20 protein-coding genes are annotated in these 17,606 nt (G+C 63.4%); all 20 read right to left on the reverse strand.

Going from position 1 to position 17,606, the window contains the following annotated elements:
• Positions 1-168: 168 nt before the first annotated feature.
• A complete protein-coding gene (locus YWC_RS0104190) occupies positions 169-363 on the reverse strand; it encodes a hypothetical protein (protein WP_027864251.1) in 195 nt (64 codons plus the stop codon).
• The gene (locus YWC_RS0104195) at positions 360-863 is read right to left on the reverse strand and encodes a hypothetical protein (protein ID WP_027864252.1); all 504 of its coding nucleotides are present in this window, start codon (positions 861-863) and stop codon (positions 360-362) included. The genes YWC_RS0104190 and YWC_RS0104195 overlap by 4 nt, the downstream gene beginning before the upstream one ends.
• Positions 860-1,324, reverse strand: coding sequence for a glycoside hydrolase family 73 protein (locus tag YWC_RS28200; protein WP_051306207.1), 465 nt, complete (start codon positions 1,322-1,324; stop codon positions 860-862). Before YWC_RS28200 ends, YWC_RS0104195 begins: the two co-directional genes overlap by 4 nt.
• Positions 1,324-1,704, reverse strand: coding sequence for a hypothetical protein (locus tag YWC_RS0104205; protein WP_027864253.1), 381 nt, complete (start codon positions 1,702-1,704; stop codon positions 1,324-1,326). The genes YWC_RS28200 and YWC_RS0104205 overlap by 1 nt, the downstream gene beginning before the upstream one ends.
• Positions 1,705-1,835: 131 nt before the next feature.
• A complete protein-coding gene (locus YWC_RS0104210; protein ID WP_229413004.1) occupies positions 1,836-2,267 on the reverse strand; it encodes a hypothetical protein in 432 nt (143 codons plus the stop codon).
• On the reverse strand, positions 2,267-2,758 hold the full coding sequence (locus YWC_RS0104215) for a hypothetical protein (protein WP_027864255.1): 492 nt from the start codon (positions 2,756-2,758) through the stop codon (positions 2,267-2,269). The genes YWC_RS0104210 and YWC_RS0104215 overlap by 1 nt, the downstream gene beginning before the upstream one ends.
• Positions 2,758-3,747 (reverse strand): hypothetical protein, encoded by a 990-nt coding sequence (locus tag YWC_RS31415; protein ID WP_027864256.1) that lies wholly within the window; start codon positions 3,745-3,747, stop codon positions 2,758-2,760. Before YWC_RS31415 ends, YWC_RS0104215 begins: the two co-directional genes overlap by 1 nt.
• Positions 3,747-4,667 carry a hypothetical protein gene (locus tag YWC_RS0104225; protein ID WP_027864257.1) on the reverse strand — a complete coding sequence of 307 codons (921 nt, stop codon included), beginning with the start codon at positions 4,665-4,667 and terminating at the stop codon, positions 3,747-3,749. The genes YWC_RS31415 and YWC_RS0104225 overlap by 1 nt, the downstream gene beginning before the upstream one ends.
• A complete protein-coding gene (locus YWC_RS0104230) occupies positions 4,664-9,490 on the reverse strand; it encodes a DUF4214 domain-containing protein (protein WP_084416295.1) in 4,827 nt (1,608 codons plus the stop codon). The genes YWC_RS0104225 and YWC_RS0104230 overlap by 4 nt, the downstream gene beginning before the upstream one ends.
• Before the next feature lie 6 nt (positions 9,491-9,496).
• Positions 9,497-9,838, reverse strand: coding sequence for a DUF1799 domain-containing protein (locus YWC_RS0104235; protein ID WP_051306208.1), 342 nt, complete (start codon positions 9,836-9,838; stop codon positions 9,497-9,499).
• 17 nt (positions 9,839-9,855) lie between these two features.
• Positions 9,856-10,188: a hypothetical protein gene (locus YWC_RS0104240; protein WP_027864260.1), complete on the reverse strand. Its 333-nt coding sequence runs from the start codon at positions 10,186-10,188 to the stop codon at positions 9,856-9,858.
• Positions 10,189-10,223: 35 nt separating this feature from the next.
• On the reverse strand, positions 10,224-11,186 hold the full coding sequence (locus tag YWC_RS0104245) for a phage tail tube protein (protein ID WP_027864261.1): 963 nt from the start codon (positions 11,184-11,186) through the stop codon (positions 10,224-10,226).
• Positions 11,187-11,189: 3 nt separating this feature from the next.
• Positions 11,190-11,378 (reverse strand): hypothetical protein, encoded by a 189-nt coding sequence (locus tag YWC_RS0104250; RefSeq protein ID WP_027864262.1) that lies wholly within the window; start codon positions 11,376-11,378, stop codon positions 11,190-11,192.
• Position 11,379: 1 nt separating this feature from the next.
• On the reverse strand, positions 11,380-11,817 hold the full coding sequence (locus YWC_RS0104255; protein WP_027864263.1) for a hypothetical protein: 438 nt from the start codon (positions 11,815-11,817) through the stop codon (positions 11,380-11,382).
• On the reverse strand, positions 11,814-12,110 hold the full coding sequence (locus YWC_RS0104260) for a head-tail joining protein (RefSeq protein ID WP_027864264.1): 297 nt from the start codon (positions 12,108-12,110) through the stop codon (positions 11,814-11,816). Before YWC_RS0104260 ends, YWC_RS0104255 begins: the two co-directional genes overlap by 4 nt.
• A gap of 11 nt (positions 12,111-12,121) precedes the next feature.
• The gene (locus YWC_RS0104265; RefSeq protein ID WP_027864265.1) at positions 12,122-12,454 is read right to left on the reverse strand and encodes a DUF2190 family protein; all 333 of its coding nucleotides are present in this window, start codon (positions 12,452-12,454) and stop codon (positions 12,122-12,124) included.
• A 50-nt stretch (positions 12,455-12,504) separates the two neighbouring features.
• Complete coding sequence (locus YWC_RS0104270; protein ID WP_027864266.1) at positions 12,505-14,583, reverse strand: prohead protease/major capsid protein fusion protein; 2,079 nt, start codon at positions 14,581-14,583, stop codon at positions 12,505-12,507.
• Between the two features lie 62 nt (positions 14,584-14,645).
• Positions 14,646-14,831 carry a hypothetical protein gene (locus YWC_RS28210; protein WP_036213045.1) on the reverse strand — a complete coding sequence of 62 codons (186 nt, stop codon included), beginning with the start codon at positions 14,829-14,831 and terminating at the stop codon, positions 14,646-14,648.
• Positions 14,831-15,373, reverse strand: a complete 543-nt coding sequence (locus tag YWC_RS32645) for a hypothetical protein (protein ID WP_156923487.1) — start codon at positions 15,371-15,373, stop codon at positions 14,831-14,833. The genes YWC_RS28210 and YWC_RS32645 overlap by 1 nt, the downstream gene beginning before the upstream one ends.
• Positions 15,374-17,569 carry a putative Ig domain-containing protein gene (locus YWC_RS0104280; protein WP_084416296.1) on the reverse strand — a complete coding sequence of 732 codons (2,196 nt, stop codon included), beginning with the start codon at positions 17,567-17,569 and terminating at the stop codon, positions 15,374-15,376. It lies immediately after the preceding gene.
• Positions 17,570-17,606 lie beyond the last annotated feature (37 nt).

Here is a 17,606-nt window from a genome sequence, read left to right on the forward strand (position 1 = left end):
GTGCTGTTGGTGGTTGGTATGCTGGCCGGATGATCAAGCGTACCGACCGCATGACTGCGTTCCACGTCGACCTGGCTGTCAATTTGGCCGGTTCGCATGGCGTTGCCGCAGGCGCTCGCGAGATGTTCCGGCTGGGCCTGCCGCTCGATCTAGCCCACCGAGTTCTGCTCAGGCCGCAGGAACGTCGGACTGATCGATCCGGGCCGCCTGCAGCGCGACTAGATCAGCTTCAGCCGCCCGCAGCCGTGCCAGCTCCTGCGCGCTAATCATCTGCAGCGGCGTCTCGTCTCCGGCGCTGCGGTGGATGGTGCACACATGGGTCACACCCTTGTCGGTGTAGGCGTGGAGCTCGAGCGTGCTCATTTCGCGTTTACTTCCAGGCAGGCTTCGAAGCGCTCGACGACACGCTCATATCGCCGCACGAGTCCGCCAACGTCTGCGGCGATGCCGAGAAGATCAGCAGCAGTCTCTGGCACAATGCTCGGTCCTGTGCGGTCAGCCTGAGATCCGCCGGTAGCGGGTCGATCACCGGCCGGCGCGGCGGCTGGTACTGGCCCTGCTGGGCAGCGCAGCCGGTCATCGCCAGCGCGCATGCGACGCTGAGCAGCTTCAAGGTTCGTTGCATGTTCCTGCTCCTTTCGTAAGGCGGTGGTGTCTTGCTCCAGCAGGCGGGTGCGGAGACCTGACTCGATCGCCAGGTTGGCGAGGACCGCGGCGTCGCGCGCTTCCTTGCCGTCGGCCACGGCAGCGGCGTAGCCGGCGCGGTACTGGGCGGAGCCGTAGCTCCGCACGGCCAGCGCCCCTCCGAACAGCAGGAGCACCAGCAGCACAGCGCCGACGAGCAGGCGCTCAAGCGAGTTCATTTCGCGTCCGGTGGAAGCTGATCGTAGAACTGCAGGTTGCGCGCCCGGATGGTGGCCTGCAGCTTCTTCGCGTAGTCGGGATCGGTTGCGTACCCGGCCTTCTGCAAAGCAGTCGCCCAGCCCATGCCGGTCGTTTCCTTGAAGCAGTCCCGATAGCGCGGGTTCGCCAGCAGGAAACGGCCGTGGTCGACCATGCTTTCGGCGTAGCTGGCATATGCTCGGAACTTGTCGGTGAGGCTGACGCTCTTCCCGCCGATGTGCTCCGTGGTGCGGAAAGCTACGGTCAGACCGGTCCAGCTCTTGTCCGCTTTGATGCCGAAGAGGTTGTTACCGAGCGCGCGCGAACCCCATGCGGATTCGAGCGCGGCCTGCGCCAGGATAATCGATGCCGGGATGCCGGTCTTACGCTGGCACGCCTGGGCCGCGCCGGCCAGCATGCCGATGAAAGCGCTCGGCGGCATCAGATCACCTCCTTCACGTCCTTGACGATCTCGGCCAGGTCGGCGTCCTTATGCTTGTCCAGGTACTTGAACAGCGCGCGGACCACCAACCAGCCCGGCAGGCCACATGCGAAAGCCAGGCCAAGAATGCCCATCAGACCAAAGACATCATCGACCCAGTGCTCCAGTCCCAAGGCTTTGACGACCGCCGCACCGCCACAGATGGAACCGACTACGGTGCAGATCAGTGAGATCCGCCATTCCTCATCGGTCTTCGGTTTGGTTTTGGCGTACACGATGTATGCAGCCAGACCGGCGCCAATACCACCGATGCCCACCAGGCCACCAAGCAGCTTCCAGCCAGCGACGCCTGCCGCAGTGCCTGAAATGGGTTCGCTCATTAAGTTTTCTTTCATAAGGTGATTGGTTCCTGCGAAGTCCACAGTGTCCCCGTCACCTTGTCTCATTTCTAGGAAAGTTGAGACTATTTCACTGGGCCGTATTGAAGCGGGTGGACGTAAAAAACCCGCTATCAAGCGGGTTGGCGGAAAAGCGTGATTGCACTCGCGAGCGTGCTCGGGTCGTACCGCCAGGGATCAGGGAAGCCAAGCGCTGCAGCGACAGCCTCGGAGCAGAACCAGCGCTTGCGGCTGTGCGGAATGGCGGCCAGCACGAATTGCAGATTGCCCACGACGTCGTACTTGGCGCCGCGGTGCGCTACGAACCAGTCGACCGCAGTCGCCTCAAGATGCGCCGGCAGATCGACCAAGTCCCACTTCGCCGGATCGAAGTCGATCAGCTTGGAGCGCACGCCACCGTCTTCGAACGATGCCGACCAGGCGCGGCCGGTCGACACCACCAGCTCAACGTGCGAGTACGGCGAGCTGGTCCACCACCGCACCAAGCGGTTGTAGATGCCGGCGACACCTGGGCGCGTGCCCTTATAGAAGGCGGCGCGCAGCATCACAGTCCCGCAGCAGTGATGAACAGCTGATCGAGCTTGGCGGCATCGAGCCCCAGCGCCTCGCCGATCTGGATCACCAGCGGGCGAGTGCGCACGAACTCGAGCGAGTCTTCCCACTCGATTTGGGCCATGCGGCGCTGAACCGGGTCGGGAATGGCGTCGATGGCGGGCTGAACGTTATCGAGCAGTTCTGCCATGAGCAGCGCCTGTCGCGCCTGCCGGCGGGTGACGGTCTGCGGCACGATTATTACTTGCTCGCCCGGCAGCGGTGGCGGCAGCAGCTCCAGGCTGTCGCGCGCCTCGTTGGCGCGGTAGTTGACCCAGGCCGGAGCGAGGGTCTCGTCGATGACGATCATGCGGTCGGCGTGTCCGTCCGGCGGCACTTGCAGGTAGCAGCCGTCGAGCGCGCCTTCAGGGGTGAAGGTAACGTAGCGCAGCGGTTGCGGCTCGGCTGGCAGTTCTGGAGTGATTGGGGTGTCGAGGTTATCCATTAGGCGACTTTCGTGATGTTCAACTCGGTATAGGTCTCGTTCACGCCACTCACGCTCACCGCATTGCCCAGGCCGGTGCTGGTGGTAGCCTGACCCGTGTAATGTCGGACGGAGAAGGTCTTAGCTGTCGTGAGCACGATGCGGCCCATGAACGCGGACGAGCTCTGTACGCCGCCGGCAGGGGATGCGTACTCCGAACTCCCAACCAGGGCAGGGGTGCCATCCGTGACGTTGTAGAGCGACGCGCGGTGATAGCCCACCGCATGCGCCGGGGCGCGGCCCTGGATTTCGTAGGTTCCAGGCTGAATCGTGACTTGGTTGCCCGACAGCGTCACGCCGGCAGTGTTGTAATCGGTCGTGTTCAGAGTTCGGGTCTGCTCACCCGTCACATTCGTGCCGCCGCTTACTCCGGAGGATTTGCGGTCGCTAAACTTGGCAGACGGATTGATCGCTGCAGCCCCGGTGTCGCCCTTGTCTCCGGTGCGCTGGAGATGAAGTATCACAGGATCGTTCTCTGCAAACAGCCCATTCTCCAGCACGTAGCTAACAGCGAAGTAGCCGTACTTGCCGCCGGCATCCTCTGTGTAGGAAGTGATGTTGTAAATCGCAAACGTAGACGGATCGCTTTGCTTGACGATCCTCAGCGTGCCTTTGACGGCACTCGAAGACGTGGAGATCGCGTTGAGGATCGCTTTGACCGAAACGCCCTGAAGGTTCTTCGTGTCTATGAGCAGGACCGTCGCCTCGTTGGAGAATGCGAGGTGCCCGCCCGATGCCGTACCGACAGCGCCGCCGATGGCAGCGGCCGGACTGTTGAAGAGGTAAGGTAGCGCATACGCCCCTCCCGCTGCGATGGAGTTGAGGTTGGCGACGAGGCCGACCAGTTCACTGACGAAGTTGATCAGCCAGGTGATGAAAGCGTCGACGCGCTGCGCGAACGTGGCGCGGTCCCCGCGCTGGGGCGCCGCCGGCGGTGGTGTAAGTGCCATTAGATTAATCCTTGAACGTTAAGAGAAAGTTGGCAGCGCCCCGGCCCGTCGGCGGAAATCTCGGCGCTGCCAAGGCCGAAGACGCGCAGGAAGCCGTACTCCTGCAACCCGGATGCGATCCATACCGCAGGTACATCGAGGACGCTGCGAATGATGTCTGTGACAGCGTTCGCCTCCGACACATCGAGGTGCGCGGACGCCGACATGTCCATCGCGGTCTTGCGGCGCTTGATGGACGTCCTCCCGAAGTCGTCGGTCTTGATGTAGCTGTAGGTCTTCGGCTTGGCCTTGGCGCCGTACTGAGTTCTGCCCAGCGACCGGAGATCGCCGATGGCGAGCACTCCGCACTTGACCGCGCCGCCGGCAGAGGACAGCGTCAGGGTCAGCTCCGCGCTGTTGTATTGCTCGATGTCGCTGGCGAGGAAGTCGGTCAGCGGCTTGAAGCGGTCGAAGAAATACTCGTCATAGTCGGCCGGCTGCGAACCCTCCAGCTGCCCGGTGTAGCTGTAGATCACAACCCCGCTGGGCGCATCCTTGACGGTGATCGAGATCGACCCGGCATCCACCCCGGCCAAATACAGGCCGGAGAAGCTGCCCGGGCGCAGCACGACGGTCAGCGGCGAGGCAGCGACCGTTTGGGTGCTCACCTCTTCGTCGAACATTGCCCACCGGTTCGTGGGGCCAATATCGAGCCAGTACACGGTCGTGCCAGCACGGTTCGTCACATCGTCCGGGTTCTTCCCGGTATGCGGCGTCATGCACTGGTAGATGCGGTGCGTGGCAGGGCTGATGCAGAAGGCGTCCTTCACGTACGCTGTGCCAGCAGCCCATGCGGCGTAGTCGGCCTCCGGCACCGTGCTGCTGATGAGAGTCGTGTTATCGACCTCCACCGGCACCAAAACACTCAACGAAGGCGTCATTCCACGACCTCCACCTGTACCGGTCCGCCGCCATTGGTTGCTTTGTCGAACATTTCTTTATGCTCCCCAGTGTTGTCGGCAATCTTGGACAGGACCGCCCGAATCTGCCGGTTCTCCTCGCGAACCGCACGCAGTTCTGCGACGATGGCGGCGCTGTTGTCAGACGGCCTCATCAGGCCGGACAGAAGATTGCTTGTCTGTCCAGCATTCCAGATCCGCGACGGACCAGTCGCCTCCAGTTCCGGACCGTTCTCACCGACGATCCGGAGACCGCCACCGAACATGCCGCCCGAAGCGAAGCCCGGGATGCCCTTGTACTCGGCGCCCTCCATGATCATCTTGCGCACCTGGTCGAGCGACAGGCCACCGGCTACCGCGTTCTGCCAGTAGTCGAGGCCTGCGCTGTCAGCCGGGCGGTCCAGCAGTTCGCGGTACAGGTTGGCGATGCTGCCGCCCGCGCTTGCGACCGGATCCGCCTTTGCTGCACCAAGCGCACCTTGGAAGCCGCTGATCGCCTGGGCTAGCGTGATCACCGAGTAGTCGATCCCCTTCAGCGCGTTGACCTGCTGCTGCGCGCTGTCGAGGATGCCGTCCAATGCCTTGAGCGACTTTTCCTCCACGCTCAGGGCGTCATCGGTGAGGCCAGCGAGGGCCGCGATGTCGTTCTGCGTCGAGTAGAAGTCGCGCAGGTAGTCCTGCTGGGTCGCGAACATGGACGAAGCGCCCCTGCTCAGGACCGACAGGGCACCTTTCAGGCTATCGGCATCCGGCAGCACGCCGCCGGCTTTGGCGATCGCCAGCGCCGCCTGAATCTGGGCGCGCGCATTCTGGCGGTCTTCCACCTCGCGACCGGCGACGCTCATGCTGTCCAGCGTGCCCCGCAAGGCCGACGACAGCGCGCGGTGGGCGTTGGTCGTCTCCTGCAAGAGCGTCTTCTCGCGGCCCACCACGGTTTGCAGGGCCGAGAAGGCGCTGTCCACGCCGGACAGAAGGTTGGCTGCGCGGTCCTTCGTGGCCTGCGTCAGGTTGCGTTGGGCCTCGACCTGTGCTTCCAGCGCCGCCTTCGAGTCCTTGAGCGCGTTAATCTGGTCAAACAGAGGGCGGTTGCTTTCGTGCAGCGCGTCCCCCTGCTTCTCCAGCAGCTGCGCCGACGTCATCGTCATCTCATCCAGCTGCTGCTGGAGATCCTTGCGTTCGTCATAGATGTACTGCTCGGCATCGGCGATCTGCTTGAGGGCCGGGGCGATCTGGCTGAGGACGGCGAAGGCCTTGGCGCCGGCATCGGTAGCCGGGTCGAGCGCGACCAGGTAGTCGCGGAACATCCTGGTCGCGTCCTCGCCCGACGCCTTTAGGCCGTACTGGCTCAGGATCGGCTGCACCCGCGCCTTCAGCGCTTCCGCCTGCTCCTGTTCGGTGAAGAAGTCCCGCAGGAACTGCTCGCTGTTCTGCACGAACTTCTGCAGGCCGCCGGACAGGTCGAGGAGGTGCTGCCGCGCGGCGATCGAGTCGAGGCCGATCGCGCCGAAGGTCATCCCCATCGACTGCATGACGACGTCGACCGACTGGTAGCCCTGGGCGATGCGCACCAGGGTTTCCATGTAGCCTTCGCCAACTTGCTGGAACTGCTCCAGGCCGCCGACCGCGAACTGGGCCATGTCGTCGCCGAGCTTCGAGAACACCGCCTGCAGGGTCTTCTCGATCTCGTCGGCCTTCATGTCCTTGAAGCTGATCTTGCCGATGTCGACGACGAACCCGTCCAACTTCTGGGCGAAGGCATCGGTCGGCAGGCCCATAGCGATACCGGCCTCGCGGATCCCGTCGGACAGCGACAGCAGGACCTTCGTGATCTGGCGATTGCCGTCGGCGCCCAGGCCTTCCAGCTGGGTGCTCATCTTGTCGCTACGGAACCAGCCGCCGTCCTTCTTGATGTCGGCATAACTCATGGCGTTCAGGCCGCCGTTGGCGATGGTGGCCAGCGAGGCCTTGTCGAGCGTGAAGCCGCTGTCCTCCAGCGTCTTCTTGCCGCCGAAGATCGCGCCCATGATCTTGCCAGTGGCCTTGCTCAGCCAGCCGCCCGTAAGCTTATCCAGGACCATGCCGACCATGCCGCCCTGAAGGAAGGTCGCCTTGTCGGAGCTCCAGAATTCCTCGGCACTGCCCTGCCCCAGGCCCTTGACGGGCGCCTGGCCGGTGATGTTGGTGTCGCGCACGACAAGCGCCGAGAATGAGCCGATATTGCTTTTGATCTCGGTGAGCGCGTTCAGCATGCCCATGCTGATGGCAAGGCCCTGGTAGGTGTTGTCCTCGACCCGTTCCAGCGAACGCGCGATCGATTCCGACTTGGCGCCGGCGTCGCCGAAGACGCTGCCGGTGCCCTGCGACTCCTGACGCGACTGCGACAGGCTGACGCTCGATCCGCCGACACCGCCGAACATCTTCGCGCCGACCGCCACGACCGCCGCCATGGTGGCTGCGCCGGCCGCCAGGTTCAGCGGGAACGGTAGCGACGCGATCGCCTTGACGACGGCTGTGATGCCCCAGGCGCTGGCCTCGGTTGCAGCCAGGCCGGTCGAGGCGGCCGTAGTGGTGGCTTCGCCGGCCAGCTTGGTGGCATTCAGAGTGGTATGGGCCGCCACTTCCGCTTCCTTGAAGAACAGCTTCTTCGCGAGCGTCTCGGCGGACATGGCCAGCTCATAGGCGCGGAAAGCCTTCTCGGTGGTCTCCAGCGCGCGGTACCCCCTGCTGCCCTCGGAGAAGAATCCCTTGGCGGCGGCGGTCATGTCGCCATAGGCGGTGACGCGGCTGCGCAGCTCGTCGCGCGAGATTGCGGCCGAGGCGGCGGCGTAGCCCTTCGAGTCGGACGCGAACCTGGTCGCAGCATCCTTGCGGGCCTTGTCGACCTCGGCCTGACGGATGGCATAGGCGTCGAGGTTGCTGACGAGCTGGGTCAGCGAGTCGCCAGCCGTGCCGAACGCGCCCTTGAGCGCCTCGCCGAAGGTCTGGGCCTTGGTCGGGTCGAGGAACTTGTCCAGATCCTCGCCGGCCTTCTTTACCACTTCGCTGGTGTCGACCGAAACCAGCGCCGCTGCGCTGCGCTTCTTGGCAGCAATCAGCTTTTCCAGATGCTCGATTTCTTCGCGATCCAACTTAAGGGACGCACTCTGGGCTAATTGGTCCTCAAGACGCGCAAGCTCAACCTGTTCAATTGCTCCCTTGGTCATCCCGAACGTGCGGGCCAGCACCTCGTTGCGTGTTGCTTCTTCTGTCGCATTGTCCAGCACTTTCGCCATCGCATCAGACTTTTCCTTGCGGGCCTTGTCGATCTTCTCTTGAGCTTCCACCGCGCGTTTGTTCGACTCGATCACCGCGTTGCTAGCCTCCAGCTCCTGCAGCAGGCCGTCCACTACGGCGCGCTGCTTGGAAGTAAGGCTGAGCTTACCTGCACCGATCTGCTCGTCGAGGCGGATCTGCTCCTGCTGCGCAGCGGTCGCCGCCTTGCCGGTGTTGGCCTCGATCTGGGACTGCTTGATTTTCGCTTTGATCGATTCAGTAAGGGCGCGATAGGCCTCGGCTGCTTTCTCAGCCTCTTCGGCGTCGCTGCTCTTTCCGGAACTATAGTTTGCAGGCGGCTTATCAGGGTCGGGGGCGCTTGGACCTTTCGCAGCACCTTTACGATCAGCAAAGCGCGCCATTACGGCTTGCTCAACTAAATTTGCAGGTTCGTTCCAGAGGCGAACGTACTCAGCATTTGCTTCCTCAAGAACCTTGTTGCGCGCCGCCAGAGCAGATTTTATGCCTTTAAGCGGGTCTTCTCCCTTGGCGTATTTAAGGGCAATGTTGGCAGGATTCTTAAGTTGCGCTAACTCAACTGCGGTGGTCGCTAAATACTCGACATCGGCGCCAATCACTTTAAGGCTGCTCCACACTGCAGATGCAGTGCGAGGAATCAACGCCAAAACATCAACAACGCGCGCAGCTCCCATCGCCATTGCTTCTGCCCAGCCAGTGTCCTCGCTAGCAGCCAACTTGCTCTGAGCTTTCATCACATCCGATATGCCGCCTGCGAGATCAGTCATTGCAGGAAGGCCGGACACAACGATGCCTTCGAAAAGCTCGCCCGATCGCACGCGCAACATGCCCCACTGGTCCTGCAGGGCAGTGGCCTGGGCAACGGCTTCTTTCGACGTCGCGGAGAAGTCGTCGACTGATTCCGCCACGTCGCCCAGGTACGGCAGCAGTTCCCGTCCAGATTTTCCGAAAAGGTCGTTAGCAAGCGCAGCTTTGCCAGCTCCATCCTTGTAGCCCTGAAGACGCTTAGCGATGTCCTCCATCAGCTTATCAGGCTCGCGCAGCTTGCCCGCACTGTCCTTTGCCGAGATTCCGAGGAATGCGAGAGCCCTCCTGGTTTTACTAGATTCTTCATCCGCTCCGGACAAGCCCTTGTTCAGGTTCGCCAACGCGGTGCCGACCGTGCCAAAATCAGCGCCGAATACGGCCGCTACTTTCTGCAGCCGCGACAAGCCCTCGACGCTCGCGCCAGTTCTCTGGGCCATGTCGTCCAGATCACCGAACTTGTCGAGCGTAGCGCCGATCTTGTCCGAGAGCATGTTCAGAGAGACCCCCGCAATGGTGAACGATGCGATATCGCCGATGCGCGAGTGGAGTCCGCTGATGCGATCGTTCAGGGCGCCAACCTGGCCGGACAGGCCCGCCAGGGATTCCGCATTCATACGCCGGAAGGCCTCGGCGACGCTGTCAATATTGCGACGACTTTCCGGCGCTCCGTCGACGCCCATCGTGATTGTTGCGCGTGTACCCGTCATCGCCGCCTAACCTTTCCGTTTCTCCGCCCACTCTTCCAGGCAAGCTTGTTCCATCAACTGCACCGAGGCAAACAGCTCGGTGCGCTTCTTGCGCGCGATGTCACGCATCCGTATGCAGGCTTCAACCCCGGCATAGTTGAGGCCGACCGCACCGGCCATACCCACGTTCCACTGGGTCTGCAAGCCAAGCCAAAGCTCGAAAGCTTCTTCGTTTTCGGGCCAAAGCCAATACTCCTGCTGCTCCAGCACCGGTCCAACGGCATACAGGCCGAGGGCGGCGAGCGCCTCATTGACGTGCCGCTCGGCCTTGCCCGCCTCGCTGCTGAAGCGAAGGTCGCCGCGCGCCATGAGGCGCACGGCCTTGATCAGTTTTTTGCCGCGACCGCGATCTGCTTCATGTAGCTGGTGAAGCACAGCATGGGCATGCCGGCGGTGCTCAGGAGGCCATTCAGACCATCCTCGCTAAATGTCACGGCCGCACCGTTCTCGTCCTTCACTTGCTCCCAGCCTTCGGCGACGCCGCGCAGAAAGCCCTTGACGGAGCCATGCTTGTCGTTCTGTTCGGCTTCGACTTCTTCCTGGGTAAGGCGCTTGCAGTGCAGGATGAAGTCGAACTCGACCGGCTTGCCGTCCTCGCCCGGCAGGGTGCCCTTGACGCGAACCGGGAGCTTGTTCAGTTTTTTCAGTACGAATGCCATGTGGCGATTCCTTGCAAATTGAGTTGGTGGATGGGTTATTGGGTGACGATGCGCCACTCGTCGTTACCGCTGACTGGGACCAGGCGCACGTCGTAGCCGATCAGGCGCTTGCCGTTGAGCTCGGACTTCTTCGGGTTGGTCAGCTGGGCGGCCGGGGCGAACACGATGATCTTGTTGCCGGCCACGGTGCCGATGGTCAGGGCCAGGCTCTGGGTCGTATTCGCCTTGACGGCCGCCATCAGCGCGACTTCCTGCTCGGCGGTCAGTTCGAGTTCGATCGTGGCGGTCGACTCGCGGTCGGTGATGTCCACGGTCTCGGTGCCGAGCATCGGCGTGAAGTTGACGACATTACCGAAGTTGAGCTCCAGTCCGGTGCTGTTGTAGACCGTACCGCCCGTCAGGGCGCCGGCCGCATAGGTCGCACCGAGCGTGATGTCCACCACGTTGGCCTTGGTCATGGCGACCGGCTTCTTCCACGGCGTGAAGGTCGGAGCCACATTCGGCACCGCGGCGATGCCGCCATCCAGGCCGGTCCATTCGAAGCGCAGCACAGGGCGGTCGCCGACCTTGGCCGACAGCGTGCAGTTACCCATCGACGCCAGCAGCTTGTGCAGAACGCCGTCGTCGTAGTAGTACTGGGTCAGCGACTTCAGGCTGGTCGACACCGGCTGGTATTCCACGCGCGCCGGGGTCGCCAGCACACCTTCAGCCACGGCGCAGCCCTGCAGCAGCTGGCCCCAGGCTGGCGCAGTGCCGGCGGTGCCGGAGCCTGCCAGCTCGACGGTGTAGGAAATCTTGACGCTGCCAGGGCCGACCAGCTGCTCGCTGCCTCCGAAGTAGCCGCGGACCAGGTTGCGGCCAATGGCCTGGGATTCGAGCGGCGTGATGCTGACGTCGGAGACCAGCACCGCGTTGGCGGCACCGGTTGGCGCTGCGTCCACGCCGGTAGTCGTTTCAACCTTGGCGGTGACGATCGTGTTCTTGATGCTACGTGGCATGGATTACTCCTGGTCGGTGGCCGAGGTACCGGCCTGTTCGTTGCCTGCGTCGGCCGGGCCGGCTTCGTCAGGGGCTTCGGCAGCGACCGGATCATTCGAGATCCAGGCCCACTGCGCTTCGTCGAAGGTCCACGAGCCACCGCCAGGCATGGGCGGGATCTCGCGGGTGTCGCTGTTTTTTTCGATTTGCATGTCAGCTGATGAGTGCGTTTTCGGTTCGGTGCTGGGCGACGTAGGTAAGACGCACCCATCCAGTTTTCTTGCCTTCGCTCGTGTTCTCGGCCTCGATGCCGGCAATGACCAGGTCATCGAGCATGCCGCCCAGCGTAGGGTCTGCCGCCAGGCGCTCGTACACGCGCTCAAGGAGCGGATCGACCACAACGTCGCCGGTCACGCCGACTGCACCGCTGCGCGCATAGCAGTCGACGGTGAGCCGGGTCGACCAGTCGATCGGCGCGCCCGTGATCGTTCCTTGCTGCGGGAGCGCCTGCTCCCACTGCACGCTGATCGACTCGTCTTCCTGTTCCGGCACGACGTGGGCGCGGGCGCGGTGGATCGACTTGCAGACCGCCGGGCTGGTCGACAGCGCCGAGATGACCGCGCTCACCGCTTTCGAGAAGGCGGTGCTCACTGCACGCACTCCACGGTGAGCATGGTCAGGCCGGTGCCGTCGGGTGCAGTCGCGACGATTGCATACGGGACGCCGGCGATGTGGACCAACTGGTTGATCGGCTCGGCCATTACCGCGCTCGAGGCGACGGTGAGGGTCGGACTGGTGTCGGCCGCGCCGCCGCCGAGGTTCGCCACCGACGAAGGACGCTCGAAGATGCCCGGTACCGTAGCGCCCGCGATTACCACCCGGACATTGGCCAGGTGGTTCAGCACGTTGGCATTCGCCGCGGCTTCGAGGTTGGCGAAGAACATGGCGGGACGGGTTAGCGGATCGCGCCGTCGAGCAGGACGGTGGCGGTGGTGTCGCTGCCGCCCTTGGCCACGGCCAGGGCGCCGACCAGGGTGTTGTTGGTGGCGGTCTTGGTCAGCTTGCGGGCGGTGTCGTCCCAGTACATCTTGTCGCCCGCGGCGCCCGTGTCTGCGGTGACGGCGGCCAGCGCGTACACGCCGGTGCGGTCGATCTCGACCGGGCTACCCTGCGCGGCATCGCCCGCGGCGACGCCGAACAGCGCGCCGACCTTGACGCCCTGGCCGCTCGTCACGGCATACGGTGCGATGACGGCGATGACATCGCCCTTCTGGATCTTGTTTTTCATGCGAGTTGCTTCCTATCGTTCGTTGGACGGTTGATCCTGTAGGCCGCGGCTTAGGCGCCGTTGCCCTTGTACAGGCCGCGGTGGTCGACTGCCTTGGCGGCGAAGTCCAGGCGGCACTTCCAGGTGACGCCATCCACTTCGAAGCCGGTCTGGCTTTCGATGACCGGGCCTTCGGCGCCGTCCAGGTAGCAGTACTCGACGGTGTCGATCTGGCTGTTGTTGCTGGCCATGAACCAGGCGGTTTCGCTGATGCCGTCGAGGATCGGCTCGACGATCGGCTCGACCGCGGTACGGCCGCCGGCACGGAATTCGTTCACGTCGCCCTGCTTTGCCGGCACGTAGTTCGAGCTGGTCAGCTGGTAGGCGTCCTGCTCCAGGGCGGCTGGCACGATCAGGAAGTTCGGCGCGAGGTTCAGCTCTTCGCCGGCCAGGCCCTTTTGCTTACGCATTGCGGTGCGGCCGGCCTTGAGCGAGTTCAGCTGCAGGGCCGAGCCGACGCCGGTGCCGAGGTTGCCGTGGCTGGCGTGGAACAGGACTTCGCCGTCGCCCATCATCGGGTTGCCGGTCAGCTGGCTGTACACCAGGCGGTTTTCCAGGCGGCTGGAGCTTGCGCCGAAGGCGGTCACCAGACGCTCGAAGGCGCGCAGGTCGTCATTGATGATGGCCTGGCGGGTCAGCGAGACCATGCGGCCGTAGGTGACCAGGGCATACGACACGGCTCCGTCCTTCATCGTGCCGTACTTGAACTCGCCGTGTTCGTTGGTCTGCAGCAGGTCCGGCGCACCCGACAGCTGCGCGAGGTTGATGTTCTTGAAGTCCGGTGCGTTCGGCGCGCGGCGTGCCCACTGGGTGTAGGTACCGACGTTTTCCTGGTAGGCGTCGCGCATGCGCTTGTTGGCGACGTTCGCGAACAGGGCGGCGAAGTCGCTGGTACCGTGCATGCCCGAGCGATAGGTCAGGATCTCGGTGGCGAGGCGCAGGCGGTCCATGCCGCGGGTGTTGATGCCACGCGCTTCCAGGAAATCGCGGCCGACCTCGAGCAGGGTCATACCGCGATACTGGCGACCGTTGTCGGTCAGCTGGGCGCCGGCATGGATGCGGTGCATCATCGCTTCTTCGATGCCGGCCATGCGCACTTGGTGTTCGTCGCTGACGACCTGGATGCGGACGTTGTTGTGGCCGCCGCGGGCGGCGTCGTCGCGGGCCAATTCGTCCAGCACGGCGGCGCGCGCCTGGTCGACCGAGTTGCCGCTGCGGATCAGGCCGGCGGCCAGGTTGGTGACGCCGTGGCGCTCGCACAGTTCAGTGATGTCGGCAGCGCGCGTGGCGGCTTCCTGCGCTGCACGGGTGGCTGCATCGTCGGCGGCCGGTGCGGCAGCTGGTGCCGACGCGGCGGCCGGGGCCGGTGCAGCACCCGAACGGGTGGCGTCGATAGGCGCAGGGTTCTGGGCGCCCGATTGGGTAGCAGTTGGCATGTTGTCTTCCTGGTTGGATGGAACGGAATGGGCGGGCGCCCGGGTAATGAACTCGCATGGCGTACCGCCAGCTGGCTGCTCGCGCGTGCTTGCGTTGGCGTCGGCCGGGACGGTTACAAAACTGATTTCGTATGGCTGCCAGTCGATGGCGCGGTACAGCGGCACGGTGCCGCCATCGGTGCGGTCGATGGCTGGCGTGATCTCATACTTGCGCACGACGTAACCGAAGCTGATCGAGCGGATGACGCCAGCCTTGATGTCCGAAACCTTGCCGGCCATTTCAGGGCGGCTCGACAGGCGGAGTGTGGCCAGTCCCTGACCGCTCTGGATGCTGCCCTTGGTGGCGACGCCCATGATCGAGTCGGTGCCGCGATAGATCTGGTGATTGTCGATCACCTGGACCACGCCGGCATCGAAGCGCGACATGTCGACCGCTTCAGGCGTGACGACGAGCTCTTCGTCGAAGTAGGTGTCGCGGTACCAGTCGTAGCGACGCACAAGCGCGCCGGTGTTGGTCCACACGCATTCGATGGTGTTGGCCGCTTCGTCGAACGTCGAAGGCTCCAGTACGGCTGCGCGAGTCAGTACCGGCATGTTGCCGGTGCCGTCCTGAGGCGAGCGGCTGGTGGTGGTTTGAGCAGTAGGCGTCGTCATGCAGCCCATTCTGCTCATTGCGCTGTCTCAATTCTCGGAAAACTGAGACAGTTTTTACATGCCTACTTTTCGAGGTCTACAGCTCGATACTTGCCATCCACGATCGTGAGGCTTTTGGCTGGGTAGCCAGGAGCAGGTTCAACAACTGAATTTTCGGCGCCCATGGTTGGCAGCTCGGGCGGCTGCTGCACTGTGGCCTCCCTAGCCAACAGCGCGCGCACTGACGGGTTGTCGGCAATGCGGATCATCAGGTGTCGTCCCTATTGAAATACGTAGTCTTGTCGAAGCGTTCGCCATTCGCGCAGCGGACACGCGCCGTCCACTTCCAGTCGGGCGGAGGATTACCCTCAATGCCACCCAGGAACGCTACGACAAAGGTGCGTTGCACACCGTTGATTGTCGCCACCTCAATCACTGGTTCTTCAAGCTGCGTAACCCCTGTCAGGACCAGAACAAGCTCATTCGGCACCGCAGTGGTGTTACGGTCGTGCAGCTCCTGCGTGATGTCAGCCGCATAGTAGCTCTCCTCGTCGGGATCCCGATCGACCATCCATTTGTTGCCGACCTTATAGGCTTCTTTTGCACTCATCTGATCAAACCTTATTCTGCTTCCGCTACCTTCGAAAATAACTAGCCGCGTTCCACTGCCCTCGAACACAACCACTCGCTGCGCTGATACTTTTGATATGGAGAGGCCGTTCTGGGGAGGTAGTTCGATCACTACCGGCACCTCTGCAGGAGCCAAATACGCCCGCCCGCCGATGCTCGCCGGGTGTAGATAGGCAGTCATTTACGCCACCGTCACTGTGCGGAACAAGTTGCGCCCGTCGGCCATCTGCACGACCACAGAACCTGAACTGCCGGCCGCAAGGGTAGACTGCACGGCGAGCGTCATCACGCCCGAAGCATTGGTCGTCACGTTTGCGGCTCTGAAGCGCGGCGCGGTATGCAGGTCCGGTGTCGGCTCGTCGTAGAAGGCAACCTTCAAGCCAGCTAGGTTCGCTGCTGGAATGGGCTGGCTGTTCGCGTCCATGCCAGTGGCAAGCGTGAGCGTTACCGTGCGGTTGCTCAGCACCGGCTGCGCGACGCCTGCCATCAAGGCCTGCATCTTGGCGGTGAAGCCTGCGGCCACCATGGCATTACTGAGCAGATTGCGGTGCACGGCGTCGGAGGCATACAGGTTGCTACCGCCCGTCGTGTTGCCGCTGCCACTGATGCCAGCCTGATACCCGGCGCCCAGGTCGAGCAACTTGACTTTCGCATCGCTGCTGCGCGCCGCGACTGCCGCCGCGATCGCCGAGCGCGCCTTCCCGCTGGCAGGCACGGCCACGAAAATCCATGCAGCCGGATCGGCCGCGCGGAACTGCTCGATCACGCTCTCAACCATCGCCTGCGTGGTCGTTCCGTTGGTGCCGTGCTCGATGAAGTGGAAATCACGCGGGGGTGCGAACTTGCCGTTCACCAGGCGGGAGCGCCCCTCAGAGAAGAACATCAGCGCCTCGGTGACTGCCGGGCGACCGTTCGATGCCTGACCGTAGCCCTGCCCGCTGAAGCCGAAGTGTCCATACTCGGCGTCCAGCGCCTTGGCGATCATCGGTGCAATCGTGTTGCGTGCGAAGTTGCCCGAGGTGGAGGTTCCCACCCAGCCTTCAAGGATCGAATCCCCATGGAACTCGCCCAGTAGCGGACGCGTGGCGGCGGCCGAGTAGGAGCCTCCGTTCGGCAAGCTGAAGCCGGTGATACGCAGCCCTGCGGGATTCGTCCACTCCGGCACACTGGTGCCGATGGCGCGCAGCTGCACTTCCAGCGTATGTGAGCCGGTGCTCAAGCCGTTGCGGGTGACCGTGGTCGTGCCGCTGTTAAGCTGGAAATCGTTGAACACATAGCCGTCGATCAAGGTCGTGACAATCGGATAGTCCGCCGCCGCCACGCCAGCCGCGACCAGGGCAGACACGTCCACGTTGACGCTGACTTCGGTCACGCCGCTGAAAGCAAAGCGAACATAGGCGCCGGCTGCTACCGCCTCCTTGCGCGTGCCGTAGTCATCCCAGTTCGGCGACCAGTACACAGCCGGGTCGTTGTGCGGGATCGACACGTTCGATGCGGCTGCGATCACGACATCGAAGGCGTTGGAATCTGCGTACTGGCCAACCGTGTCGGTGGCGCGCACCTTGATGTCCTCAGTCGTGCCGGCGCTCGCTACCGTGCCGCTGATGACGCCGGTTTCGCTGTTGATGCTCAAGCCGGAAGGCCACGCGGTACCGCCTGGGCTGGCCGAGTAGGTCAGCGCGTCGGTATCGCTGAATGCCGATGCCACGCTGACCGACGTAATCGCGTTTCCCGCAGTGCCGCTGATGTTGGCGATGGACCCGGTGAAAGTCGGGGCGTTGTTGACTGGCGGCGGCGTTTCGGTATTGCCGCCGCCTCCGCCGTAGGCCGGGCCGCTCAGACTCGCGCCCGAGGCGCTGATGTTACAGTTGGTTGTCGGGGTGCTGACAGTAACAGTGACGGTCAGTTCAGCGTTGTCCACGCCTGCCTGAAACACAATGGTCGCGTCGCAGTTGCCTGCCGAACCGTGCGCCACTGGTGCGGCCGTGGCGGACCCATCCGACAGGGTGGCGGTGACATTGGCGCGGCAGTTGTAACCGCCAACGAACAGTTTCAACGTGCGAACGTTTGTGTCGGCCGGAACCTTGAAGGAGTAGCCGGAACCAACCTGCAAGGTGGTTCCATTGAGGGCGTAGATGCCGCCGCCGCTCGTGCCGGATGCGGTAGGCGCGCCGTCGCTCCACGAGAGCATGCGTCCGGTGGTGCTGTTGTAGGCGGTGTCAGTCGAAGTGCCGACCCTGCCCACCACGATTTTGCCGCCACCGCTCGCCTTGCGAGCGGGCGTCAGCGTGTTCGGGTAGATAAGCCAGTCTTGCGTGCCGAGAGCGCTCAGGTCGGAGCTTACCCCGGCGACTACAGATACAGAAAGTTGCGGCATTTATACACCCACTTCGCACTCGACGCGGATCATCGCT

The organism is Massilia alkalitolerans DSM 17462, from assembly GCF_000427785.1.
GTDB lineage: Bacteria > Pseudomonadota > Gammaproteobacteria > Burkholderiales > Burkholderiaceae_D > Telluria > Telluria alkalitolerans.

Bases quoted from the DNA above. Each gene is read 5' to 3' on its own strand.
- YWC_RS0104190 (WP_027864251.1), bottom strand. From the start codon at position 363: ATGAGCACGCTCGAGCTCCACGCCTACACCGACAAGGGTGTGACCCAT.
- YWC_RS0104195 (WP_027864252.1), bottom strand. From the start codon at position 863: ATGAACTCGCTTGAGCGCCTGCTCGTCGGCGCTGTGCTGCTGGTGCTC.
- YWC_RS28200 (WP_051306207.1), bottom strand. From the start codon at position 1,324: ATGCCGCCGAGCGCTTTCATCGGCATGCTGGCCGGCGCGGCCCAGGCG.
- YWC_RS0104205 (WP_027864253.1), bottom strand. From the start codon at position 1,704: ATGAGCGAACCCATTTCAGGCACTGCGGCAGGCGTCGCTGGCTGGAAG.
- YWC_RS0104210 (WP_229413004.1), bottom strand. From the start codon at position 2,267: ATGCTGCGCGCCGCCTTCTATAAGGGCACGCGCCCAGGTGTCGCCGGC.
- YWC_RS0104215 (WP_027864255.1), bottom strand. From the start codon at position 2,758: ATGGATAACCTCGACACCCCAATCACTCCAGAACTGCCAGCCGAGCCG.
- YWC_RS31415 (WP_027864256.1), bottom strand. From the start codon at position 3,747: ATGGCACTTACACCACCGCCGGCGGCGCCCCAGCGCGGGGACCGCGCC.
- YWC_RS0104225 (WP_027864257.1), bottom strand. From the start codon at position 4,667: ATGACGCCTTCGTTGAGTGTTTTGGTGCCGGTGGAGGTCGATAACACG.
- YWC_RS0104230 (WP_084416295.1), bottom strand. From the start codon at position 9,490: ATGACGGGTACACGCGCAACAATCACGATGGGCGTCGACGGAGCGCCG.
- YWC_RS0104235 (WP_051306208.1), bottom strand. From the start codon at position 9,838: ATGGCGCGCGGCGACCTTCGCTTCAGCAGCGAGGCGGGCAAGGCCGAG.
- YWC_RS0104240 (WP_027864260.1), bottom strand. From the start codon at position 10,188: ATGGCATTCGTACTGAAAAAACTGAACAAGCTCCCGGTTCGCGTCAAG.
- YWC_RS0104245 (WP_027864261.1), bottom strand. From the start codon at position 11,186: ATGCCACGTAGCATCAAGAACACGATCGTCACCGCCAAGGTTGAAACG.
- YWC_RS0104250 (WP_027864262.1), bottom strand. From the start codon at position 11,378: ATGCAAATCGAAAAAAACAGCGACACCCGCGAGATCCCGCCCATGCCT.
- YWC_RS0104260 (WP_027864264.1), bottom strand. From the start codon at position 12,110: ATGTTCTTCGCCAACCTCGAAGCCGCGGCGAATGCCAACGTGCTGAAC.
- YWC_RS0104265 (WP_027864265.1), bottom strand. From the start codon at position 12,454: ATGAAAAACAAGATCCAGAAGGGCGATGTCATCGCCGTCATCGCACCG.
- YWC_RS0104270 (WP_027864266.1), bottom strand. From the start codon at position 14,583: ATGACGACGCCTACTGCTCAAACCACCACCAGCCGCTCGCCTCAGGAC.
- YWC_RS28210 (WP_036213045.1), bottom strand. From the start codon at position 14,831: ATGATCCGCATTGCCGACAACCCGTCAGTGCGCGCGCTGTTGGCTAGG.
- YWC_RS32645 (WP_156923487.1), bottom strand. From the start codon at position 15,373: ATGACTGCCTATCTACACCCGGCGAGCATCGGCGGGCGGGCGTATTTG.
- YWC_RS0104280 (WP_084416296.1), bottom strand. From the start codon at position 17,569: ATGCCGCAACTTTCTGTATCTGTAGTCGCCGGGGTAAGCTCCGACCTG.